This window comes from Mariniphaga sp. (assembly GCF_041687215.1).
GTDB lineage: Bacteria > Bacteroidota > Bacteroidia > Bacteroidales > Prolixibacteraceae > Mariniphaga.
On record NZ_JAWLCI010000027.1, the window covers coordinates 1 to 22,840 of the forward strand.

Here is a 22,840-nt window from a genome sequence, read left to right on the forward strand (position 1 = left end):
GCTTGATAATGATCGTTTGATTGTGCCATCAGATTTGTAAAATAAAAAATTCAAAGTTCGTTTTTTTATCTTACTCCACAACTTTTTAAACTGAGCCAAGAAAAGGGCGGCTCAACAGCCACCCTTTATTAATGTTAACCCCCAAACACACAAGCAATACAGGACGTATTGCCTTACAAATGTAAAACTAATATTAAACTTTCCAAAATTTTTTTAAATTTTATTTCTGATTTTTTCTCTCACGACAAGCAAAATTGAAACAAACTGAAAACAAGAAGTTTATTACCAAACGGATATTATTTGTTTGTTTTAAAGTCCTCCATTAATCCTTCAAATAACCAGTTTGCCAGAGCTTGCCGGTTGCTTGGAATGATAAATCTTTGCTGGTCGCGCCGGTGGTTGATGTTTCCCAACTCAATATAAATGGCTACCGGATATGTATTTCTAACTACGTATAAATTTCTGTCGGAAACCGTTCCCTTATAGCCTCTTCCGGGCTGGTGCAGGTCATATTTTCGCTGGAAGGTGTTCTTCAGAATATGGGCTGCATCTTTTCCGGTTTTGCTACGTTTATCGTGGTAAAAAAACACATCAATATTTTCACCGTGGCTGCGCGAGTCAACATGAATAGCAACCATGCGTTGAAAATTTCCGCGATGTTTTTGATATAAAGTATTCACTGCATCAGTGCGTTGTCGTAATCTGCGGGTTTGGTTTAACGGAATTTTAAGGTTTGGGTAGCATAATTCATCCTTATCGGGTTTCAGGTAGCTATCATCGCGCACTCCGTCATTATTATCGCGGGTAATCATGTAAACCGTTGCGCCGTGCTGAATCAGATTTCTAGCCAGCCTGAGCGTTACATCATAGGCGTACTCATCTTCACACAATTGCCATTCCCCATATCTTCCCACAGCTCCCGGATCAGGCCCGCCATGGCCGGCAACCAGATGGTAAACAGCACCTTTCAGTTGCTCGTCAATAATTTCAACATCGGCATATTTTTCACCAAAAATCTCAAAACGGCGCGTGGTTCCAGTTGATTTGGAAGGAGTTTCTGCTGTTTTGTCAGGAAGTTTGTATTTCCTCCCGGCGTAAAGTGAATTTCCTGGTCCAAGCCTGTCTTTATTCAGTTCAACAAAAACTTCCAAATATTGTGAAACGGGCAAACCGTTTCGGGTAAGTAACCGGTAAATTCCTTCCCCTTTTTCAGCCACCACTTCGTTTGGCTGTGCATGTAATGAAAAGGAATTGATAAGACCTGTTAAAAAAAATGTTAAAAAAATTACGGTATATTTTATTATATGTAGTTTTGAACCAAACATATTTCTTTTTTTATCTGTTTCATCGATGTACAACAAACTTGAGGCTAAAATAGCAGTTACTTTTTATAAAATCTTTCCATAATGCAACGATCTTTCAGCTATATATTGTTGATAACTTGGTTTTTTCTGTTCTTGAACTGTAAAACCCAGTATGTTATATCAACAACAGAAAACAGGAATTTGCCTGTGTCCGATTCAATTACACAACTTGACAGCGAGCTTGTTTCGCTTTATCTTCCCTATAAGAATATTCTCGAAAAAGACATGTCTCGTGTTATTGCGGTTTCGGCCGAAGAAATGGTAAAAAACAGGCCGGAAAGTAGCCTAACTAATTTTTTGGCCGATTTACTTTTAGTTGAAGGAAAAAAAATTGCCACAGAAATGGGGAAGAATTTTCAACCTGCCATTTCCTATTACAATTACGGGGGAATTAGAACTTTTCTGCCTGAAGGAGAAATTACAATAGGGAAAATTTTCGAACTGATGCCGTTTGAAAATGAATTGGTTTTTTTGGAACTTTCAGGAACACAGGTTCAGGAATTTTTAAATATTATTGCCGAAAAAGGAGGCGACAGTGTGGGCGGGGTTCGCTTTAAGATTTCAGAGAATAATGCAGAGAATGTGGAAGTTGCGGGAAAGTCATTAAGTGACAAAGAACATTACTGGCTGGTTACGAACGACTATGTTGCCGAAGGTGGCGATGGACTGGAAATTTTCACAAAGCGAAAAAATTTCGTGGCAGGCAATATTAAAATCCGCGATGTGATTATGGTTCATTTGGAAAAAAAGTTGGAAAAAGGCCAGAAAATTTCGTCAAAACCAGATGGGAGGATTTCGTATGAATAGAAGATATTTTCTTAAAAATTTGAGCACAGGAACTGCAGGAATTGCATTGGGAACCCTGCCTTTTCAGTCGTTTTCAGCCGACGATTTTGTTACCATTACCATACTGCATACCAACGATATTCACTCGCATATTGAACCGTTTGAAGGAACAGACCCGCGTTATGCTGGAAAAGGCGGTCTGGCAAGGATTTCGGGCCTGACGAAAAATATCAGGCAAATAAATCCAAACACTTTATTGCTCGATGCTGGCGACATGTTTCAGGGGACGCCGTATTTCAACTATTTTAAAGGCGAACTGATTCTGAAATTAATGTCAGCAGCCGGATACGATGCAGGAACCATTGGAAACCACGAGTTTGACAATGGCCTGGAAGGATTGCTGGAACCATTACCCCATGCGAAATTCCCTATTATCAATTCCAATTACGATTTTTCTGATACCATTCTTGCAGGAAAATTTCCTCGTTGGAAAATATTTCGCAAGTCAGGAATTAAAATCGGTGTTTATGGTTTGGGAGTGGAGCTTGCCGGATTGGTGGGCAAAAAGCAATATGGTAATACCGTTTATAACAATCCGTTGGAAGTTGCCGTTGAGATGGAAAATTTCCTGAAAAATGAAAAAAAATGCGATTTGGTGATTTGCTTGTCACATCTTGGGTTAAGGTACAGGGAGCCAAAAGTAAGTGACACCATTATTGCTGCGGAAACTTCATTTACTGATTTAATAATTGGCGGACATACGCATACTTATTTGGAAGAACCTCTTACCCTTAAAAATAAACAAGGAAACCCGGTTATTGTGAATATTGCCTGGTGGGGTGGATTAATGATGGGGCAAATTGATTTTGTTTTTGAAAGGGCCCGGAAAAGAAAGGAAACTGTATTGGCCCAAAATATTTGGTAATATGTCACGATTTTCCCGTTATATTTTAGCTGGTTCAACAGGTGTGCTTTTAAGCCTTGCCTGGCTCGGACTACCGGGGTGGTTACTTTTTATCGCCTTTTTCCCCCTTTTGTTGTTAGAAAACTTTTTTATTTCGAAAAAAACTGAATTTCGGGGAGTGTCTTTCTGGGGACATGCTTTTTTGGCTTTTTTGATATGGAATGGCATTACAACCTGGTGGATTGCCTACGCTACCGTTGCAGGTGCTTTAATGGCTATTGTTGCCAACGCGTTTCTAATGTCATTGGTTTGGTGGCTGGGTCACACCGCCAGAAGATACTTCAGGACAAATCTGGGCTATTTGGCACTAGCCGTTTTCTGGATTTCATTCGAATATTTTCATTTTCACTGGGATATTGAATGGCCGTGGCTAAACCTTGGAAACGGTTTTGCCAACAATGTAAAAATGATTCAGTGGTATGAATATACCGGAACACTGGGAGGAACGGTTTGGGTGCTGGCTTTGAATATAATTTTATTCAATATTTATGTGAATGTTCGAAATACTGTTCCCCGGCGAAAAATATTGTATTCAACCGGTGGTTTCCTTTTGGTTTTATTGGGCCCGTGGTTATTTTCCAGATCGGTTTATAGTTCATACCAGGAAAAAGAAAATCCGTTGCATGTGGTTATTGTTCAGCCCAATATCGACCCGTACAACGAAGCTTATGACGTGCAGGCTGAGAACAGAAAACTTCAAAAATTCACCCGACTGGCTGATTCAAAAATCAGAGAAAATACCGATTTGGTAATTGGTCCGGAAACCGTTTTTGAGCGTTATCCAGACTGGAATGTAAACAGGTTGGAATCCAACTATCATTTCCGGCAGCTTACCGATTGGATGTGGAACCATCCCAATGCAGAATTAATTTTTGGTACGTCGTCTTCCAAAATTTATCCCGATGCCGAAAGTGCCTCGTTAACTTCTCGCCATTCAAATGGAGTTTACTATGATGTTTATAATTCTGCCGTTTTTTTAAACCGAAATGGTACGGGCGATGTGTATCATAAATCAATTCTGGTTCCGGGAGTTGAAAAAATGCCATTCAGAAAATACATGGGATTTTTAAAAGATTTTGTGATTGACCTGGGAGGAACCACTGGCAGTTTGGGTATTCAGGAAGAACCTTCAAATTTTATTCTGAAAAACAATGTGAAAATTGCACCTGTAATATGTTACGAATCGGTTTTTGGTGAATACCTTACCCGTTTTGTGAATAAAGGAGCCGGACTGATTGTTGTAATTACCAACGACGGCTGGTGGCGAAATACACCCGGTTACAAACAGCATTTGTCATTTTCGCGGTTACGTGCCATTGAAACACGTCGGAGTGTGGCACGTTCGGCCAATACAGGAATTTCTTGTTTTATTAATCAGCGGGGAGATGTTTCACAACCAACCGCATGGTGGGAGGAAGCTGCTATTGAGGGCTCAGTAAATTTGAATGATGAGATTACTTTTTATGTGAAGTATGGCGATTTTATTGCCCGTGTGGCCATGTTTATGGCAGTACTTATTTTGCTGTTTCTTATAGTGAAACGGTTCATAAAAGAATAAAAAAAATCCGCACCAATTCCGTTTGCGTAAAACCCCTGATTAACAGGATTTGAGCGCCCGGTCGGTCAAACGTCCACTGGTCTTGCGACTCATCCCGATTTCTCGGGACTACGAGGCCTGTTTTTGCAACCGTTGAGCTAACTCGGTTTAATAAGTTCTGTTGAGTTTACCAACTGCTGAATCGATGCGGATAGTATCTTTTTCTTTTCAATGAACTCGTATTGTACAGCTCAAATTTAAGTTTAAAGGTTGGCATTTGCAAATTTTTTAACCAGTTTAGATTCGATTTAAAAGTAAAACGCTGGAAATGATTTGTTTAATTCGGTATATTTCTGAAAGATATATTACGGTTAAATTTTGCAGATCTTCTGAATTGAATTCAATTACAACTTGTTGGATTTCAGTCATTAAATTTTTATTTGTTTAATTTTTAACCCCTAAATTAATTACAACAGCGTGTAGTTTTCCTTTGGAATAATTCTTTAATCCGGGGTTTAATCGCAAACAAATACCAATGAATCTGAATTTCCCCTGAAATTTGTTATTTTTAAAACGTCTTGGATGATTGAAATGAAAGTTCCGGTGAGGAAAGTTATTCGGTCATTTATAATAAAACACAACTTAGCTTTTTAGGTAAATGAACAGAATACTTATAGAATTTGCACATCCTGCCATTCAAAAGTCGCGTATAAACCGGCAACTTATTAATGTGGCTAAAGAAATGGACCATGTAACAGTAAATGATTTGTATGAGAATTATCCTGATTTTTTTATAGATGTAAAAAGGGAACAGCACCTTCTTCTTAACCATGATATTATTATTTGGCATCATCCGTTTTACTGGTATAGTGCTCCGGCATTGCTAATAGAATGGATGGATCTTGTTTTGGAACACGGTTGGGCTTATGGCGATAAAGGACTGATGCTGGATGGAAAATCGGTACTTTCGGTAATTACTACAGGTGGGCGAAAGGAAGTTTACAGCAAGGAGGGGCGTAATCATTATACCATAAATGAATTTTTGGTTCCTTTTAAACAATCGGCTAACCTTTGCCGGATGGAATATTTGCCCCCATTCGTAGTTCATGGTGCACATACAATTCATAATGATGAAATATCAACATTTGCAGAAAATTACAAGAAAGTACTCTTAATGCTTAGGAATGGAGAATTTAATCAGAAAATGAGGCAGGCAGCGTATTTTAACGATTTAATTGAATAATATGTACAACCAGGATTTTTTCTTTCAGGCGTTAATATACCTTTTGGCAGCAGTGGTTTCGGTGCCGCTGGCAAAAAAACTGGGAATGGTTTCTGTGTTGGGCTATTTGCTTGCCGGAATTATAATTGGTCCGTTTGTGCTTGGGTTGGTAGGTCAGGAAGCCAGTGATGTTATGCACTTTGCCGAATTCGGCGTGGTTTTAATGCTGTTTGTTATTGGGTTGGAACTGGAACCTTCCTTGTTATGGAAAATGAGAAAGTCAATTTTTGGGCTCGGCGGATTACAGGTTTTAATTACCTCGATAGTTATTGGAGCAGTCGCCCTGGCTTTTGGCTTTCAATTAAACCGTGCCGTTGGTATTGGCCTTATTCTGGCGCTTTCCTCAACAGCAATTGTTTTGCAAACCCTTACCGAAAAAGGGCTAATCCGAAACACCGCCGGGAAATCTGCTTTTGCGGTTTTACTTTTTCAGGATATTATGGTGGTGCCAATTCTGGCCATTATTCCGGTACTTGCAACTTTTAATGCCGCAGGAAACCTTGCAGATACGCAACTGGATAAACTTACCGGAGTGGCAGCGCTTCCGGGTTGGGCACAGTTGCTGGTTATTATTGCAGCAATTGCAGCTATTATTCTGTTGGGAAGGTTTGTTTCCAAACACATTTTTCGGTTTATTGCCGAAACGAATCTGCACGAGGTTTTTACTGCCATGGCTCTTTTACTGGTTATAGGCATTGCTTTGGCCATGGATGCCATCGGATTATCTCCCGCTTTGGGTACTTTTATTGCCGGAGTGGTTTTGGCCGACAGTGAATACCGGCATGAACTGGAAGCCACCATCGACCCGTTTAAAGGGTTGCTATTAGGATTGTTTTTTATTTCTGTGGGGGCCAGCATAAATTTTTTGCTGTTTATTGAAGATCCCTTTCGAATTATAGGTTATGTTTTGCTTTTGGTTTTTTTGAAATTCTTGGTGTTGCTTTTGCTTGGCAGGTTTTTCAAATTAAAAAAGGGGTACGAATTTCTGTTTGCTTTTTTGCTCGCCCAATCCAGCGAATTTGCTTTTGTTTTAATTTCATTTTCAAGGCAAAGCCAGCTTTTCGAAGAAAAAACCGGAGGATTACTTTTATTGGTGGTTACACTTTCCATGGCTTTGTCGCCACTGCTTTTGCTGTTTAACGATAAAGCAGTAAGCCCGATTTTAGCACGCTGGCAAAACAAACTCGAATACGATGAGGTAGAGGCGCAGGATAAACCTATTATTCTTGCAGGTTTTGGGCGGTTTGGGCTTGCAGTTGGGCGGTTACTTTTGGCCAATGGGTTCAAAGTTACCATTATCGACAGTAATCCGGCCAATGTGGAAATTTTACGGAAGTTCGGATTTAAATTGTATTACGGAGATGTAACCCGGTCGCAGGTGCTTGAAAATGCCGGGATAGCCAATGCCCGACTGCTGATTTTAAGTATGGCAGAATACGATAATGCCCTGGAAGTATCTAAATATGTGAGAAACAAATATCCTGAAGTCAAAATTCTGGCACGTGCCAAAGATATTTACCATGCTTTTGAATTTATTAAACTGAATGTAAAAACAGTTCAGCGGGAAATGTTCAACTCTGGCCTTGAACTGGGAACCAAAGCGCTTGAACATTTAGGTTTTGCACGTTATGAAGCCTACCGTTCTGCGCGTTTTTTCAAACATCACGAAGAGGAGGTCTTCATGGAATTATATGAACACTGGCTGGAGGACCATTCCCGTTTTATTCAGGAAACCCGCCGTTTTTCTGAGCAGCTTTCTGAAACCTTAATTGCCGAAAAAAGTTTTTCCATTCATGAAGCCGACTGTGCCTGGGATGTGGAATCAATAAGAGAAGAAGCAGAAGCTTCCTTAAAATCAAACGAACAGAAATAAATTAGAACATTTCTAAATTGAATAAATATCAATAAAACTGTTTTTTTGTCATATCGGAGTTTAAATAAAAGTCTAAATTTGCAACCTGTAAATAGCAAAAATTGTGGCGGGTTCTATAATAAAACATAAAGGATTTGTAAAGAGTGTTGCTAACAACTCTCTCACTGTTAGCATTGTAAACCAGTCTGCATGCTCATCATGCCATGCAAACGGAGCTTGTTCTGTTGCCGACTTTCAGGAAAAAGAAATTGAAATTCCTTATTGGAACTCAAAATATTCTCCGGGACAGGAAGTAACTGTTTTATTTCGTGAATCAGCAGGTTTCAAAGCCTTGTTTTACGGATATATTCTGCCTTTCATTCTTGTAATGTTTATTTTAATCCTGATTTTTGAAGCCACTGGTAACGAAGCCTTGGCAGGTTTATCGGCATTGGGTATTCTGATTCCATATTATATAACATTATATTTTTTTCGTCATTATTTAAAAAAAGTTTTCAAATTCGAACTGGAAGAAATTTAATCAATTATGAGTATCACCGTTATATATACAGTTGCCACGCTGAGTGTTATCGGGACATCTGCAGCGGTTATTCTTTATTTTGTTGCCCGAAAGTTTAAGGTTTATGAAGATCCGCGCATTGATGAGGTGGAGCAGAATTTGCCTGCTGCCAATTGCGGTGGTTGCGGTTATGCCGGCTGCCGTGCATTTGCCGAAGCCTGTGTTAAAGCAAAAGATTTAAACGATTTAAACTGCCCGGTTGGAGGGAATGATACCATGAATAAGGTGGCAGAAATCCTGGGACTTGAGGCAGTGAAAAAAGATGCCCGTGTGGCTTTTATCCGTTGTAACGGAACTTGCGACCACCGGCCAAAAACAAATATTTACGACGGCGCAACTACCTGTGCAATTGCCGCATCGGTTTACAGTGGCGAAACCGATTGCCAGTGGGGATGTTTGGGTTATGGCGATTGCTACGATTCCTGCGATTTTGATGCTATAGAATTACGTGCCGATTTGGGTGTTCCCAAAATTATTGATGATATGTGTGTGGCATGCGGCGCTTGTGTGGAAGCCTGCCCGAAAGATCTGATTGAATTGCGCAAAAAATTCCCCAAAGACCGCAAAGTGGTTGTGGCCTGCCGGAACACGGATAAAGGTGGTGTAGCACGAAAAGCATGTTCGGTTGCCTGTATTGGTTGCGGAAAATGTGAAAAAGAATGTAAATTCGATGCCATAACCATTGAAAACAACCTGGCATTTATCGATTCAGACAAATGTAAGTTGTGCCGGAAATGCGTACCGGTTTGCCCCACAAATGCCATCATCGAAGAGAATTTTCCTCCCCGGAAAATTAAGGTTGAAGAAAAAGAAGAGTGTAGTACTGCTAAATAAACAGGAATGCTAAAAACGTTCAAAAAAGGGGGAGTTCATCCACCCGAAAACAAACTATCAGCAGGCAAACCCATCGAAGTTTTGCCTCTCCCAGCCTCGGTTTTTATACCGGTTGCACAGCATATTGGCGCACCTGCCACTCCGGTTGTTAACCGTGGCGACTCTGTAAAAGTGGGTCAGGTTATTGCCAAAAGCAGCAGTTTTGTGTCCACCAATATTCATTCATCCGTTTCAGGGAAGGTGAAAAAAGTGGATTTTCAGGCCGATAGCTCCGGCTATCCAAAACAAGGGATTTTTATTGATGTGGTTGGCGATGAATGGATAGAAGAAATTGACCGTTCTGAAGAATTGAAAAAAGATTTCGGCTTGAGCGGTGAAGAGATTGTCAAAAAGATCCAGGAGGCTGGCATTGTGGGATTGGGAGGTGCTACATTTCCAACTCACGTAAAACTGGTTCCACCCAAAGGAATGAAAGCCGATGTGCTTTTAATTAACGGTGTGGAGTGTGAACCCTACCTGACTTCAGACCACCGTCTGATGCTGGAAAAAACCGACGAAATTCTGGTGGGAACACAACTTCTGATGAAAGCTTTGAATGTGGTAAAAGCAGTTATCGGAATTGAAAACAACAAACCCGACGCTATTCAAAAGCTTACGGAGAAATCAAAAGAATACAAAGGAATCAGTGTAACTGCTCTAAAAGTAAAGTACCCGCAGGGAGGTGAAAAACAACTGATAAAAGCGGTTACTGGTAGCGAGGTTCCCTCCGGGGGGCTTCCCATTGCTGTTGGTGCTGTGGTGAGCAATGTGGGAACTGCTTTTGCTGTTTACGAAGCTATTCAGAAAAACAAACCGCTTTTTGAACGGGTGGTTACCATAACAGGAAAAGAGGTTAAAAAACCTTCAAACTTTTTGGTACGCATCGGAACGCCCACTTCTGCTTTGGTGGAAGCCGCTGGCGGTTTGACTGAAAATACAGGTAAGGTAATTAGCGGCGGCCCAATGATGGGACGCGCCATTGCGTCACTCGATGTGCCGGTAACTAAAGGTACCTCAGGAATTCTTCTTATGAAAAAAGAAGAATCGAAAAGAACTGAATATATTGCCTGCATTCGCTGTTCGCGCTGTGTTTCGGTTTGTCCGATGGGCCTGGAACCATACCTGTTAATGACACTTTCGGAAAAACAAATATTTGACCGCGCAGAGGAGGATAAAATTATGGATTGTGTTGAGTGTGGTTCGTGCAGTTACACGTGCCCGTCGAACCGGCCGTTGCTCGATTATATTCGTTTCGGGAAGGGGAAAGTGGGTCAAATTATACGTTCACGAAAAAAATAATAAAAAACTGTTTAAAGAAGTAAATACTATTGCTTTAAACTATAAACGCGAAACTTTAAACTGATAATGAGTAATTTACTAACGGTTTCACCATCACCACACGTCCATTCCGACGATTCGACCCGGAAAATTATGTACCGGGTTGTTTACGCCATGATTCCGGCGTTATTGTGGTCGGTTTTTGTTTTTGGGATTGACGCACTGCGCGTTACCCTGATTGCAGTGGCAGCCTGCCTCGCCTTTGAATACCTCATTCAGAAGTATCTAATGAAGGCAACTCCCACAATTACAGACGGTTCTGCTTTGGTAACAGGAATTCTGCTGGCATTCAACGTTCCGGCGGGCATTCCCTGGTGGATTATTGTAATTGGTTCCTTGGCAGCCATTGGAATTGGAAAACTTTCGTTCGGAGGACTTGGTAGCAACATTTTTAACCCGGCCCTGGTCGGAAGGGTTTTTCTGCTCATTTCTTTCCCCGTTCAAATGACTTCCTGGCCGGCAACCCGGCAGAGCGATGTGGATACAGTTACTTCTGCCACCCCGCTTGGAGTAATTAAGGAAGGGCTCACCAACGGTACTCCCGTTTCCCAGCTTTTGCCTGAATTGCCTGCAACAAGCGACATGCTGCTGGGTAACATCGGAGGTTCGCTGGGCGAAATATCTGCCCTGTTTTTAATTCTGGGCGGACTCTATATGCTTTTCAAAAAAGTAATTACCTGGCATATTCCGGTTTCAATAATTGCCAGTGTTGGGGCTGTTGCCGCCATTTTCTGGCTGGCCGATCCGCAGAGTTATATAAATCCTGTTTATCATTTGCTCACCGGAGGGTTAATGCTCGGTGCTATTTTTATGGCCACCGACATGGTTTCTTCTCCAATGACACCCAAAGGACAAATAATTTACGGTGTGGGAATCGGAGTTATTACAATAAGCATCAGGTTGTTTGGTGCTTACCCCGAAGGTATTTCGTTTGCCATTCTGATAATGAATGCGTTTACGCCGCTCATTAATACCTATGTTAAACCTAAACGTTTTGGAGGGAAATAGTTATGGCAAAACGCGAATCGACATTTATAAATATGGTATTAACCCTTTTTGTGGTGACATTTATTGTCGCTGTTGTATTGGGTTTTGTATATGATTTGACCAAAGATGCCATCGAAGAAGCTAAAATGAAGGCACAAAGTGAAGCCATTGAAAAAGTGCTTCCTGAATTTGATGAACTGGGAGAATCAATAAAAGTTGCGCTTCCTGCTACGGACGATAGCCTGGAGATTTTTCCGGCCTATAAAGCAGGTGAACTGGTTGGTGTAGCAATAAAAACATTTACCAACAATGGATTCAGCGGTTTTATTTCGGTTATGGCGGGGATAGACAATACTGGAAACCTGTTTGGTTACGAAGTGCTCGAACATGCCGAAACCCCCGGTTTGGGTTCAAAAATGAATGAATGGTTTCGTAATGCAGAGAAACCAACTCAGAACATTATTGGGAAAAACCCGGAAACCCATCAATTTGAGGTAACAAAAGATGGCGGCGATATTGATGCCATAACAGCATCTACCATCACTTCACGCGCTTTTCTCGATGCCTTAACAAGGGCTTTTGAAGCTTATAACAATACAAACCAGCAGTTGGAGACTAAAAAAACAAGCTTATGAATCAGTGGAAAAATTTTTCGAAAGGATTTATAAAAGAAAACCCGGTATTTGTGTTGCTGCTGGGAATGTGCCCCACGCTTGGGGTAACCTCTTCGGCCATAAACGGGCTGGGCATGGGACTGGCAACTACTTTTGTTTTGCTGATGTCGAACATTGTGGTTTCGCTTATCAAAAGCCAGATTCCCGATAAAGTTCGAATTCCCAGTTTTATTGTGATAATTGCTGCATTTGTAACAGTGGTTCAGTTGGTTATGCAGGCTTATGTGCCTGAGTTGTATAAAAGTCTGGGGCTATTCATACCCCTTATTGTGGTAAACTGTATTGTGCTTGGCCGGGCAGAAGCTTTTGCTTCAAAAAACAATCTGGTTACTTCCGCTATTGATGGCCTGGGTATTGGACTGGGATTTACATTCGCCCTGGTTTTGTTGGGTGGAATACGGGAGTTGCTGGGCAGCGGAAAGCTTTTCGACATCACCATCTATTCTGAAAATTATGTAACCCTTTTGTTTGTGCTGGCACCGGGCGCATTTATTGTGCTGGGCTACCTCATTGCCATTATCAATCGTATTAAAAAAGATTAGGAGGATAAATTATGAATTACCTGGTTATTGTAATCGGAGCCATACTCGTTAATAATATTGTTTTAATGCAGTTTCTGGGAATCTGCCCGTTTTTGGGTGTTTCCAAACGGCTTTCAACTGCAGTCGGGATGGCGGGAGCAGTTGCTTTTGTAATGGTTTTAGCCACCATTGTAACGTATCTCATTCAGGTGTATATCCTCGACGCTTTCGGACTGGCATTTTTGCAAACCATCGCCTTTATTCTGGTTATTGCCTCACTGGTGCAGCTCGTAGAAATTATTTTGAAAAAAGTGAGTCCGGCATTGTACCAGGCGCTGGGTATTTTTCTTCCACTTATTACCACCAACTGTGCTATTTTGGGTGTGGCCATTCTTACCATTCAAAAAGAATTTAATTTGGTGGAAGGTGTGATTTATGCCGTAGCTAATGCTATTGGTTTCGGTTTAGCCTTGCTGCTTTTTGCCGGAATTCGTGAACACCTCGATTTACAAAGCGTTCCCAAAGGATTAAAAGGTACTCCCATTGCATTAATCACTGCCGGTATTCTGGCCATGGCTTTTATGGGATTTTCTGGCTTGGTATAAAACAAAAATAGTATGCTTTCATTTTGCCAAATCACAAAAGGTTAAATGTTTGTGGCTGTTTGTTTTTTTCTGTTTTAATTGCCAATTTTATCCTGAAATTAAAACAAAAAAAAATGAAACAGTTGTTGGTTTTTCTGGGAATTACTTTTTTAGGATATACGGGTGCAATGGCTCAAATGACTTTCCATTCAGCTTACGAAATTAAAAAGGCAGTTGAGTTGCTCGATTTTAACCGAAGGCATAGTGGAGACATTTCAAAATTTCTTACCGAAGCTAACATCAACGGATCGCCTTTTTTAAACGATGAGTTTATTGAAGGTTCGGTGTTTACCACTTCAAAAACCCAATTTGTTGGTGTTCCGTTGCGCTACAATATTTACAACGATCAAATTGAATTTCAATTGGGTGAAAATCCTGTTCAGGCATTGGCCGCCCCCGAAACCATTGAAATGGTACAATATGGCGAATATACTTTTGAGTATGCTCCCTTTACCAACGCAAAAAAAATAAAGCGGGGATTTTTTATCATTGAAGAAAAAGGTAATGCTACTTTATACTCGAAACCACAGCTTATTTTCGAAAATGCCAAAGAACCGGCTGCCTACCAGGATGCAGTGCCCGCGCGGTTTTTAAAACGTCCCGATGAATATTACATCAGGGTGGGAAAGGAACCTGCTATGCTGATGGCTAAAAAGAAAGATTTGGAAGAGGTTTTTCCTGATCATAAAGATGAAATATCAGGTTTTATCAAAAAGAACAAAGTAAAACCAAATGATCAGGAATTGTTAAAAGAGTTGGTTCAGTTTTACAATTCACTTTAATTCAGATTGAAATTGAATATTTGCTTGATTTACCGGCAAATTAAAAACAATCATTGAATCTGAAATGCCATGCAAATTTCATTCATACTGATTGAACCCGCTGTTCCTGAAAACGTGGGTGCTGCTGCACGTGCCCTAAAAACAATGGGATTTTCGCAGCTCGTTTTGGTAAAGCCGTGCGATTACCTGAGCGACCCGGCACGCTGGCTGGCACACGGTTCAGGCGAAATTATAGAAAAGGCAGAGGTTTTCCCGTCTTTAAAAGAAGCTCTAGTTGGTTTCGATTTTGTTATTGGCACTTCAGCAAAAAAACGCAGCGTAAAATTCGATTACTATCCGCTACCCAAACTTTCTTCTTTTTTAATTTCGAAAGGAGTTTCAGTAAATAATGTGGCCATTGTTTTTGGTCGCGAGGAATATGGCTTGCGAAACGATGAACTGAAATTGTGCGATCTGGTGACCACCATTCCCATGAAAACTACTTTCCCGTCATTAAATCTTGCCCAGGCCATTATGCTCTATGCCTGGGAATTGTCTAAAATGCTTGGTTCAGAAATTCCGAAAGAAGAGAATGAAAATAAAGAAAGTCTGCGCTCGCTTCTTCAAAAAATTCACACCATTCTTTTGGAAACAGGATTTAAAGAAGATTCCGCCATTTTCCCCCGTTTTCTGGAACGAACCAGTTTCCTGGAGGAAGGAGATATTCATTTGCTCCATTCTTTTTGCAATAAGTTGCTCCAAAACAAAAAATAACTGATTCCGGTGCAACATTCGTAATTTCTTGTCGTCATTGAACCAGAACTGAAATAAATTGGAAAAGCAGTATCAAAATATTCATCAGGAACTCATCGACTTGTGCATGGAGGGGAATCAAAAAGCACAGTTCCAGTTGTACAAATTGTACTACAAACCAATGTACTGCGTGAGCCTGAGAATTGTGAACGATGAAGCGGAAGCCGAAGACATTATGCAGGAGGCATTTCTGAAGGCTTTCAGAAAAATAAACACCTACAAGGGTGAAGTGAGTTTTGGCGCATGGCTGAAAAAAATTGTGATAAACCGTTCTTTGGATCATCTGAAAAAAAAGCGGGTGCAGTTTGAGGAAGTAAACCAACGTACCATGAGGCTTCCCGATGAAAATCAGGAAATTGGCGAAGTGAATGTGGAACAGATTAAACAAGCCATCCGGAGTTTACCCGATGGTTACCGCACCGTCCTCAGCCTTTACCTGATTGAAGGGTACGACCACGATGAAATCAGCGAGATTCTGGGAATCAGCAACTCGGCGTCGCGTACCCAGTTTTCAAGGGCAAAAAGTAAATTACGCGAATTGTTAAAAGGAAAAGAAATATATTCATACAACTGATAATGAAAGAAAAAGATTACATAGAAGAACTGATTTTGAAAAACCTGAAGGAGTTGAATAACGACGAACCTCCTGCCGGGCATTTCGAGCGGTTTGAGGCAAAACTGGAAGGTTCAGATAAAAAGAAAAAGATTATTTCGTTGAATCTGGTATGGAAAGTAGCTGCTGCAGCGGTTTTTGCTTTCCTTATCGTCAACCAGGCTGTTATTTGGTTTTCGCCTGAAAAGGGAAACGGAAGTGTTGAAAAAATGGCAACAGGTATGACTTTGGCTTCACTTTCGCCCGAGTACGAAGAAGTGGAATTTTACTTTACAAGCGCAATTAACGGTGGCTTGAGCCAATGGGAACAATTGGCTTCCGAAGGTTTAATTTCTGAAGATGAACAGCAAATGATGAATAATGAGCTGAACGAATTTGAAACGGTGTATAAAAATCTTCAGGCCGATTTGTCTGCCAATCCGAATGATGAAAGGGTAATTAATGCTATGCTGGAATATTACCAGACAAAGCTTAGTTTAATAAATATGATTGTTGAAAAATTAGAAGAAGTGAAACAAAAAACCAATGTAAATTATGAAACAGAGAGTTAGAATTTTTGCAGCTTTGTTTCTCCTGGTGGCTTCAGTTTACGGAATTAAAGCCACAGCCGCTGAGAAAACAAAAGAGTACCACGAATCGTGGCCTGCAAGCAGTGTGCAAACACTCGATATAAACAATAGATTTGGGGATGTAAAAGTCACCCACAAAGGAGGAAACAATGTCACTATTGATGTGGTGATTACTATAGAATCTGCAAACGAGCGGAGAGCTGAAGATTTACTGGACCAGATTACCGTAAGTTTCAGCAAAACCGGCAATACCGTTACTGCTGAAACCCATTTAAGCAGAAATTTTAAAACGAATCTGCAGTTCAGCATCGACTACGAGGTGAATATTCCGTCCGATAAAAATCTGAATATCGCCAACAAATACGGAAATGTTTTTGTAAACGAACTGAATGCAAGCGGAACATTCGATGTTCAGTATGGAAATTTTAATGCCAATAAGTTGAATACTCCCTCTTCAGGGAAATTGAATTTGAACCTGGCCTACGGAAAGGGTGGAATTGAAAATGCCAATGATATTTCTGTAACCGTGCAGTATTCAACCATTAATTTTGGGCAACTCAATGATTTGGATTTGAATTCCAAATACAATGTTATTAATCTCGACCAGGCAAATTCGGTGGTGGCCGATTCAAAATATGATACGTTTAATTTTGGAGAACTTGGTTCACTTTCTGCAGAAACCAAATATACGCGTATTCAGATTGATGAACTTTCAGAAAGTTTGAAAGTTGACGCTGGTTATGGAGGAATTAAAGTTGGAAAAGTTAACAGCGATTTTGAGTTTATTTCAATTACCAGCAGCTACGGACAGATTTCGGTTGGGCTAGGAAACGCCAGTTACTCACTCGATGCCAGTTGCAATTATTGCGGAATTTCATACCCGGAATCCAGTTTTTCCGGAGACCGCATCAGTGAAAACCAGTTTCGGAAAGTGAAGGGTAAAGTTGGCAATGGGAGCGGAGGAACTGTATTTGTCGAAAGTCGCTATGGTCAAATCAGACTCGATTGATGTACTGAAAAATTATTTTTCCTTTGAAAAGCCTCTGTGAATAAAGTTTGCAGAGGTTTTTCTTTTTAAAATGGCACTTCAAACAAATGCTCCGGCATATGTCTGTTTGGACGAAATTTCTTAACTTTAAACAAAAATCAACATCAGTTATTCACCTTTAAATTGAACGATTATGGCATTTGAATTACCAAAATTACCCTACGGGAAAAATGCGCTGGAACCGTTTATCAGCGAAAAAACGCTGGAGTTTCACCATGGAAAACATCATCAGGCGTATGTGAACAACCTGAATAATCTGGTTCCGGGAACCGAGTTTGAAAATGCTTCGCTTGAGGATATTGTAAAAAAAGCCGAAGGAGGTATTTTCAACAACGGTGCTCAGGTTTGGAACCACACATTTTACTTCTATCAGTTTAACCCGATTGGCTGCCACGAGCCCAAAGACGAAATGAAAGCTGCGCTGGAAGCCAAATGGGGCTCGGTGGAAGCGTTTAAGGAAGAATTTTCGAAAGCTGCTGCTACCTTGTTTGGGTCGGGCTGGGCATGGCTGGTGAAAAATGAAAACGGCGAGTTGGAAATTGTGCAAACCAGTAATGCCGGCAATCCACTACGTGATGGCAAAACGCCGCTACTCACATGCGATGTGTGGGAGCATGCCTATTACCTTGACAAGCAAAACGCCCGGCCAAAATACATCGAAGATTTCTGGAAAGTTATTGAATGGAAAGTTGTTTCGGAGCGGTTTGCAAACAGTTAATAGTACCTTAGCAGTATAAAGCCCTTTAATCAGGGCTTTTTATTTTCAATTAATTCGCAAATGATAAGATACCTTCTGGTCTGATATATTTTCAGCTGATTATTATTTGGATAAAACATTTGCAAATTCTTCGAAACCATTTAGACCAGCTAAATTACCAAGATATTCACTGTTGAAGCTATGACCCAGAGTGGTTATTCTTTGCCAGTCGCGAGTTGCGCCTTCCTTATTTCCTGTTTCATACCTGGCAAATCCTCTCATCAACAAAAGACCTTTGTCGTTGGGTAACAGCACAATACCCTTGTCATAATATTTCAGCGCTTTTTTAGGGTTTTGCTTTTCTAGAAACAGTTCGCTACCTTTTGAAAAGTAATTTGTTGCCAGCGTTTTAAAATCAGTAGAAAACCGGAATCCTTCAATTTTAAATACAACAGAAACCTCTTTTTCCATGGCAACCGGATTACCGTTATTGTAACCCGGAAACCACATTCCATTTGTGGTTTGCAAAACTCTGATTACTTCTTCATTGATTTGTTGTGAAACGCCATTTACAATGGTAAAATCAGTTAATTCACCGGTTGGTGAAACAATAAACTGAACAACTTCAGTGCCCTGTTTAAAGCTTTTTACATCTTCTTCGGGATATTGAATGTTCTTTGCCAGATAATCATTGATTGATTCGAAATGGCCATCTTTCGATGTGGAAAATGCATTTGCAACTCCTGTGAATTTTGGCGGAGTTACTTTAACTTCGTCAATTTTTTGTTTTTGACCATATGCGAAAACTGCTGCCAGCATGAGTAACGCAAAAATTGAAATTGTTTTCATTGTTTTAATTTTTAAGATTATTACTTTCTTCAGACTCTCTGGTAATTTTTTTTGACTTTCATTATCTGAAGTAAAGTTCGGGCAAATTGCAGCCTGACACATAGTAATATTTTTGCAAAGAGTTTTAAAATCCTTGTGTTTGTTGTACAATATTGATCAGGATTGAACTATTTTGACATTTGGGAGTTGTGCAATGGATCATGCCTTTTTAATCAGGCTAATTTCACCTTAAAAGTTTTAGATTGAAACGATTGATTATTTCTTTAAAACAATTGAGTTAATCTCTGTTGCCTGGTAAGGTATTAAATTCATACTATCGAGCAATGCCTGAAACCGGGGTTCGTTTATCAGGTTTTTAAAAACTGGAGAATACATGTTTGATGGTAAATGGAGATAGCGCAATTTATATGTCATTTCAAGATAATCCAAAGCCTTTTCTTTTTCTCCAAGTCTCATATAATTTATGGCTATTCCCTGGGATACATTTACAGGATCTTTTAAGTTCAGTTCAATTTCGAATTGAAGTACTCCTTTCATGCCATCCTTGTTGTAAACTTCCTTTATTAACGGTACATAACTTTCATCTTCAGGATACAGACTATGAGCTTTTTGAAGGGCTTCAACAGCTTTCGGTTCGTCACCCATTTGTAAATAAATATTAAAATATCGCCAATAAATCGAAGTATTCCGTGGGTCAAGTTCAACAACTTTATCACATTCATCCAGTGCATCTTTATATTTTTCTTCATGAAGATAGAGATTTGCACTTCTGTAATATGCCATGGGGGATACAGGATTTAAGTTTTTAGCAATTTCAATCTGAGCCCTTGCTTCTTGCCTTTGATTGATGATTTCCAGAAAATCAGAATAATACTGCCTGGCTGTTGCACTGTTAGGATTTAACCGAATTGCATGCTCAAACTCTTTTCTGGCTTCCTCCCATTTATAATCTGTGCAAAGGAGGCAGCCCATTATGGTATGTGTTTCTGCCAGGTTACTGTCGAGTTGAAGTGCTTTTAAGGCAAATTCCTCTGCTTTAATAAATCCTTCAGGTCTGGGGTAAAATCTCCAATTTGTATATAACCAGTAAGTTTCAGCCAGATTCGCGTATGCTTCAGCAAAATGAGGGTCAGCAGCGATGGCCTTTTCAAAACAATCCACGATGATTTTAATATCACCCTCCCGGCGTAAGTTAAGTAAATAGCGGCCTTTTGAATAGTTTGAATAGGCTTCCATATTTCTTGTTGGTATTTTTTCAATCCGTTCAATTTCTTTATTTGATAGAACCGTTTGTAATTGTGACGCCACCAGTTTGGCAATATCACTTTGGATATTAAAAATATCTTCAAAATCCCTGTCATACTGTTCGGTAAGAATATACTTGTCGAGCCTGGCATCAATGAGTTTGACCATTACTCTGACCTTTCCCTCATATTGCAGCACACTTCCTTCAAGGATAAAATTAACGCCAAGCTTTTTGGCAATTTCAGGTGTTGAATTTGTATTTCTCCTGAATTGCTCAACCGAAGTCCTTGAAATCAGCCTGATTTCCCCGATCTGATAAAGATGATTCATAATATCTTCCATCACTCCATCGGCAAAATACTGATTATTTGGGTCATTGCTGAGATTTTTAAAAGGAAGAACTGCAATTGATTTTTCTTCACTTGTTAACTGTTTTGCGGGAAGTAAACTGAAATTTTGAAACGAAAGGTTATTGAATAAAAGGTAAACCATTAATAAAAATAGAATGCCACCGGCAGCATAAACGACTATTTTCCGGGCTGGTTTTTTTTGTACAGGATTTTCCGCTTCAACACTATGTTTGTTGAATTCGTTTTTTAATTCTGAATCAATGTTCTTCCTGCTTTTTGTCTCTCCCGGCGGATAACCAAAATACTCATGAAAACACCTGCTAAAATAAGCCGGACTGCCAAATCCGGTTTTGTACGCAACCTCGGCAGCGGTAATCTCTTCCTTTTCGAGTATCTCTTTTGCTCTTTCCAGCCGTATTTCGCGAATATACTGGCTTGTGTTTTTATTTAAATTGGAATGTAATTTACGGTTCAATTGAAAATAATTCATCCCTGCAGCTTTTGCCAATTCTTTAACACCAAAATTTTCATCGCTGATGTTGGCAAGGATATTTTTTTTAGATTATCCAAAAAAGCCTGTTTTACAGGGTCATATTCATGCATGATTATAGTTGTAAAGTCTTGTTGTATACGCAGAAAAAACAAAAAATATACATTTTGGAGGAAGAGAAATAATTGGTTAGTTCTGCAAAACATTGGTCAAAGCAAAAAGTCCTTTATTTTCTGCCTTTTTACAATATTCAAATCATGAAAATAAAAACGAAACATTGCATTTCTGTAAGTAAACAATGTGATAACTTCAATGATTTTTTGTGTATAATAAAAAAGTGGTTAAATTTCAGAATGTTATTAACACTATAAAATTGAAAAGTATGAGTGTGGAGAAAGTTCTGGAGACTATGAAAATTGCCGGTAAACCTTTGAAAGCAGGTGAAATTGCCGAAGCTACCGGTCTTGACAAAAAAGAGGTGGACAAAGCAATGAAATTGCTTAAAAAAGAGGGTAAAATAGAATCGCCCAAAGTTTGCTACTGGCAACCGAAAGGATAAAATCAACAAAGCCGTTGAGAAAAAGGAAAGCCCGGACTATAAAAAATAGTTGCCGGGCTTTGTTGTAAAAATGAAACTAAACTATGTAAATTTAGACTAAATATACCAGTTAATTAACTGTTCCAGCATTTCCTGTTTACCGCTGATTTGTTTTGGTTCGCCCACTTCGCGTGCAATTTCACGCAGGTCTTCCAGAGAAAGTTTGCCGGCTTCAAAATCGGCGCCTTTTCCTGCATCGAATGAAGCGTAGCGGTTTTTGCGCATTTTCAGGTAATCCGATTCCGTCAGGATTTTATCGGCCACCAGCAATGCCCGTGCAAAAACATCCATTCCCGAAACGTGGGCAATAAAAATATCTTCCAGGTCGGTAGAATTCCTGCGTGTTTTTGCATCGAAGTTAATACCGCCGGTTTTAAAACCTCCCGCCTGAATAATTTCAAGCATGGCTTCGGTCACTTCATAAATATTGGTTGGGAATTCGTCGGTATCCCAGCCATTCTGGTAATCGCCTTTGTTGGCGTCAATGGAACCAAGTAAACCGGCATCGGCAGCCATGCGCAGATCATGTGCGAACGTGTGGCCGGCCAGGGTGGCGTGGTTCACCTCAACATTCAGCTTGAAATCTTTGTCGAGCCCGAAATTACGGAGGAACCCGATTACGGTTTGTGCGTCGAAATCGTACTGGTGTTTTGTTGGTTCCATCGGTTTAGGCTCAATCAGGAACGTTCCGTTAAAACCCTGTTTGCGGCCATAGTCGCGGGCCATGCCCAGGAAACGGGCCAGGTGTTCAATTTCGCGCTTGGTATCGGTGTTGTGCAAAGTCATGTACCCTTCGCGTCCGCCCCAGAAAACGTAGTTTGAACCGCCCAGTGCAATGGTTGCATCGATGGCGTTTTTAATCTGAACTGCCACGTTTGAAACAACGTTGAAGTCGGGGTTCGTTGCAGCGCCATTCATGTAACGTGGGTTGCTGAATACGTTGGCTGTTCCCCAAAGCAGTTTAACGCCCGAAGCTTCCTGTTTTTGTTTGGCCACTTCCACCATTTTTTCAAGGCGTTTTTCAATTTCGAAAACCGAACCGTCGCCCACAACATCGGTGTCGTGGAAACAGTAATACGGAATATTCATTTTGGTAATGAACTCGAATGCGGCATCCATGCGCTCTTTGGCGGCATCCATTATATCGGTGGCGCCATCCCACGGGAAAATCTGGGTTCCCGGCCCAAACGGGTCTTCGCCTGTTCCGCAGAAGGTGTGCCAGTAGGCTACTGCAAACCGTAGGTGGTCTTTCATGGTTTTGCCTGCAACCACTTTGTTTTCGTCGTACCACTTAAATGCAAGTGGATTTCTTGATTCCGGGCCTTCGTATTTTACCTGTCCGAGGCCTTTGAAATACTCTTTGTTACCAATTAATACTTCCATTTTTAATTTATTATTTGTGAAT

The 22,840-nt window shown here is 40.3% G+C and carries 23 protein-coding genes; 19 read left to right on the plus strand and 4 right to left on the minus strand.

What is annotated here, in order from left to right:
• Nucleotides 1–296: 296 nt before the first annotated feature.
• Nucleotides 297–1,325 (minus strand): N-acetylmuramoyl-L-alanine amidase, encoded by a 1,029-nt coding sequence (locus ACESMA_RS10925; protein WP_372948849.1) that lies wholly within the window; start codon nucleotides 1,323–1,325, stop codon nucleotides 297–299.
• 186 nt (nucleotides 1,326–1,511) lie between these two features.
• On the opposite strand from ACESMA_RS10925, the gene ACESMA_RS10930 reads away from it, so the two are divergent.
• From ACESMA_RS10930 to ACESMA_RS11015, 18 genes are all read left to right on the plus strand, one after another.
• Nucleotides 1,512–2,171: a 5'-nucleotidase C-terminal domain-containing protein gene (locus tag ACESMA_RS10930; RefSeq protein ID WP_372948850.1), complete on the plus strand. Its 660-nt coding sequence runs from the start codon at nucleotides 1,512–1,514 to the stop codon at nucleotides 2,169–2,171.
• A gap of 19 nt (nucleotides 2,172–2,190) precedes the next feature.
• Nucleotides 2,191–3,075 carry a bifunctional metallophosphatase/5'-nucleotidase gene (locus tag ACESMA_RS10935; RefSeq protein ID WP_372948851.1) on the plus strand — a complete coding sequence of 295 codons (885 nt, stop codon included), beginning with the start codon at nucleotides 2,191–2,193 and terminating at the stop codon, nucleotides 3,073–3,075.
• Between the two features lies 1 nt (nucleotide 3,076).
• Complete coding sequence (gene lnt / locus ACESMA_RS10940; protein WP_372948852.1) at nucleotides 3,077–4,672, plus strand: apolipoprotein N-acyltransferase; 1,596 nt, start codon at nucleotides 3,077–3,079, stop codon at nucleotides 4,670–4,672.
• 637 nt (nucleotides 4,673–5,309) lie between these two features.
• Nucleotides 5,310–5,894 (plus strand): NAD(P)H-dependent oxidoreductase, encoded by a 585-nt coding sequence (locus ACESMA_RS10945; protein WP_372948853.1) that lies wholly within the window; start codon nucleotides 5,310–5,312, stop codon nucleotides 5,892–5,894.
• Between the two features lies 1 nt (nucleotide 5,895).
• On the plus strand, nucleotides 5,896–7,806 hold the full coding sequence (locus tag ACESMA_RS10950) for a monovalent cation:proton antiporter-2 (CPA2) family protein (RefSeq protein ID WP_372948854.1): 1,911 nt from the start codon (nucleotides 5,896–5,898) through the stop codon (nucleotides 7,804–7,806).
• A gap of 103 nt (nucleotides 7,807–7,909) precedes the next feature.
• Nucleotides 7,910–8,326 (plus strand): SoxR reducing system RseC family protein, encoded by a 417-nt coding sequence (locus ACESMA_RS10955; RefSeq protein ID WP_372948855.1) that lies wholly within the window; start codon nucleotides 7,910–7,912, stop codon nucleotides 8,324–8,326.
• Between the two features lie 6 nt (nucleotides 8,327–8,332).
• Nucleotides 8,333–9,199: a Fe-S cluster domain-containing protein gene (locus ACESMA_RS10960; protein WP_372948856.1), complete on the plus strand. Its 867-nt coding sequence runs from the start codon at nucleotides 8,333–8,335 to the stop codon at nucleotides 9,197–9,199.
• Between the two features lie 6 nt (nucleotides 9,200–9,205).
• Nucleotides 9,206–10,537, plus strand: a complete 1,332-nt coding sequence (gene rsxC, locus ACESMA_RS10965) for an electron transport complex subunit RsxC (protein ID WP_372948857.1) — start codon at nucleotides 9,206–9,208, stop codon at nucleotides 10,535–10,537.
• A 66-nt stretch (nucleotides 10,538–10,603) separates the two neighbouring features.
• Entirely contained in the window at nucleotides 10,604–11,584 is a 981-nt protein-coding gene (locus ACESMA_RS10970) for an RnfABCDGE type electron transport complex subunit D (protein WP_372948858.1), read from the plus strand.
• A 2-nt stretch (nucleotides 11,585–11,586) separates the two neighbouring features.
• On the plus strand, nucleotides 11,587–12,198 hold the full coding sequence (locus ACESMA_RS10975) for an RnfABCDGE type electron transport complex subunit G (RefSeq protein ID WP_372948859.1): 612 nt from the start codon (nucleotides 11,587–11,589) through the stop codon (nucleotides 12,196–12,198).
• Nucleotides 12,195–12,779, plus strand: coding sequence for an electron transport complex subunit RsxE (gene rsxE / locus ACESMA_RS10980; RefSeq protein WP_372948860.1), 585 nt, complete (start codon nucleotides 12,195–12,197; stop codon nucleotides 12,777–12,779). Before ACESMA_RS10975 ends, rsxE begins: the two co-directional genes overlap by 4 nt.
• A gap of 11 nt (nucleotides 12,780–12,790) precedes the next feature.
• Complete coding sequence (gene rsxA, locus ACESMA_RS10985) at nucleotides 12,791–13,363, plus strand: electron transport complex subunit RsxA (RefSeq protein ID WP_372948861.1); 573 nt, start codon at nucleotides 12,791–12,793, stop codon at nucleotides 13,361–13,363.
• 113 nt (nucleotides 13,364–13,476) lie between these two features.
• On the plus strand, nucleotides 13,477–14,184 hold the full coding sequence (locus ACESMA_RS10990) for a hypothetical protein (protein ID WP_372948862.1): 708 nt from the start codon (nucleotides 13,477–13,479) through the stop codon (nucleotides 14,182–14,184).
• A gap of 69 nt (nucleotides 14,185–14,253) precedes the next feature.
• On the plus strand, nucleotides 14,254–14,937 hold the full coding sequence (locus tag ACESMA_RS10995; RefSeq protein ID WP_372948863.1) for a tRNA/rRNA methyltransferase: 684 nt from the start codon (nucleotides 14,254–14,256) through the stop codon (nucleotides 14,935–14,937).
• Between the two features lie 58 nt (nucleotides 14,938–14,995).
• On the plus strand, nucleotides 14,996–15,550 hold the full coding sequence (locus ACESMA_RS11000; RefSeq protein ID WP_372948864.1) for an RNA polymerase sigma factor: 555 nt from the start codon (nucleotides 14,996–14,998) through the stop codon (nucleotides 15,548–15,550).
• 2 nt (nucleotides 15,551–15,552) lie between these two features.
• Nucleotides 15,553–16,140, plus strand: coding sequence for a hypothetical protein (locus tag ACESMA_RS11005; RefSeq protein WP_372948865.1), 588 nt, complete (start codon nucleotides 15,553–15,555; stop codon nucleotides 16,138–16,140).
• Nucleotides 16,124–17,167: a hypothetical protein gene (locus tag ACESMA_RS11010; protein WP_372948866.1), complete on the plus strand. Its 1,044-nt coding sequence runs from the start codon at nucleotides 16,124–16,126 to the stop codon at nucleotides 17,165–17,167. The genes ACESMA_RS11005 and ACESMA_RS11010 overlap by 17 nt, the downstream gene beginning before the upstream one ends.
• 172 nt (nucleotides 17,168–17,339) lie before the next feature.
• Nucleotides 17,340–17,924: a superoxide dismutase gene (locus tag ACESMA_RS11015; RefSeq protein WP_372948867.1), complete on the plus strand. Its 585-nt coding sequence runs from the start codon at nucleotides 17,340–17,342 to the stop codon at nucleotides 17,922–17,924.
• Between the two features lie 102 nt (nucleotides 17,925–18,026).
• Here ACESMA_RS11015 and ACESMA_RS11020 read toward each other — a convergent pair whose 3' ends face one another.
• Both ACESMA_RS11020 and ACESMA_RS11025 read right to left on the minus strand, forming a co-directional pair.
• Nucleotides 18,027–18,752, minus strand: coding sequence for an energy transducer TonB (locus ACESMA_RS11020; RefSeq protein ID WP_372948868.1), 726 nt, complete (start codon nucleotides 18,750–18,752; stop codon nucleotides 18,027–18,029).
• Between the two features lie 255 nt (nucleotides 18,753–19,007).
• Complete coding sequence (locus ACESMA_RS11025; RefSeq protein ID WP_372948869.1) at nucleotides 19,008–20,855, minus strand: helix-turn-helix domain-containing protein; 1,848 nt, start codon at nucleotides 20,853–20,855, stop codon at nucleotides 19,008–19,010.
• Nucleotides 20,856–21,219: 364 nt separating this feature from the next.
• On the opposite strand from ACESMA_RS11025, the gene ACESMA_RS11030 reads away from it, so the two are divergent.
• A complete protein-coding gene (locus ACESMA_RS11030; RefSeq protein WP_372948870.1) occupies nucleotides 21,220–21,396 on the plus strand; it encodes a hypothetical protein in 177 nt (58 codons plus the stop codon).
• 96 nt (nucleotides 21,397–21,492) lie between these two features.
• Here the strand turns inward: ACESMA_RS11030 and xylA are convergent, their stop codons facing one another.
• Nucleotides 21,493–22,818, minus strand: a complete 1,326-nt coding sequence (xylA, locus tag ACESMA_RS11035; RefSeq protein ID WP_372948871.1) for a xylose isomerase — start codon at nucleotides 22,816–22,818, stop codon at nucleotides 21,493–21,495.
• Nucleotides 22,819–22,840 lie beyond the last annotated feature (22 nt).

Coding starts and splice junctions, on each gene's coding strand:
- rsxC (WP_372948857.1), top strand. CDS start 9,206: ATGCTAAAAACGTTCAAAAAAGGGGGAGTTCATCCACCCGAAAACAAA.
- ACESMA_RS10970 (WP_372948858.1), top strand. CDS start 10,604: ATGAGTAATTTACTAACGGTTTCACCATCACCACACGTCCATTCCGAC.
- rsxE (WP_372948860.1), top strand. CDS start 12,195: ATGAATCAGTGGAAAAATTTTTCGAAAGGATTTATAAAAGAAAACCCG.
- ACESMA_RS10945 (WP_372948853.1), top strand. CDS start 5,310: ATGAACAGAATACTTATAGAATTTGCACATCCTGCCATTCAAAAGTCG.
- ACESMA_RS10975 (WP_372948859.1), top strand. CDS start 11,587: ATGGCAAAACGCGAATCGACATTTATAAATATGGTATTAACCCTTTTT.
- ACESMA_RS10960 (WP_372948856.1), top strand. CDS start 8,333: ATGAGTATCACCGTTATATATACAGTTGCCACGCTGAGTGTTATCGGG.
- ACESMA_RS10995 (WP_372948863.1), top strand. CDS start 14,254: ATGCAAATTTCATTCATACTGATTGAACCCGCTGTTCCTGAAAACGTG.
- ACESMA_RS11030 (WP_372948870.1), top strand. CDS start 21,220: ATGAGTGTGGAGAAAGTTCTGGAGACTATGAAAATTGCCGGTAAACCT.
- ACESMA_RS10925 (WP_372948849.1), bottom strand. CDS start 1,325: ATGTTTGGTTCAAAACTACATATAATAAAATATACCGTAATTTTTTTA.
- xylA (WP_372948871.1), bottom strand. CDS start 22,818: ATGGAAGTATTAATTGGTAACAAAGAGTATTTCAAAGGCCTCGGACAG.
- ACESMA_RS11015 (WP_372948867.1), top strand. CDS start 17,340: ATGGCATTTGAATTACCAAAATTACCCTACGGGAAAAATGCGCTGGAA.
- ACESMA_RS10990 (WP_372948862.1), top strand. CDS start 13,477: ATGAAACAGTTGTTGGTTTTTCTGGGAATTACTTTTTTAGGATATACG.
- ACESMA_RS11005 (WP_372948865.1), top strand. CDS start 15,553: ATGAAAGAAAAAGATTACATAGAAGAACTGATTTTGAAAAACCTGAAG.
- ACESMA_RS10950 (WP_372948854.1), top strand. CDS start 5,896: ATGTACAACCAGGATTTTTTCTTTCAGGCGTTAATATACCTTTTGGCA.
- ACESMA_RS11010 (WP_372948866.1), top strand. CDS start 16,124: ATGAAACAGAGAGTTAGAATTTTTGCAGCTTTGTTTCTCCTGGTGGCT.
- ACESMA_RS11020 (WP_372948868.1), bottom strand. CDS start 18,752: ATGAAAACAATTTCAATTTTTGCGTTACTCATGCTGGCAGCAGTTTTC.
- rsxA (WP_372948861.1), top strand. CDS start 12,791: ATGAATTACCTGGTTATTGTAATCGGAGCCATACTCGTTAATAATATT.
- lnt (WP_372948852.1), top strand. CDS start 3,077: ATGTCACGATTTTCCCGTTATATTTTAGCTGGTTCAACAGGTGTGCTT.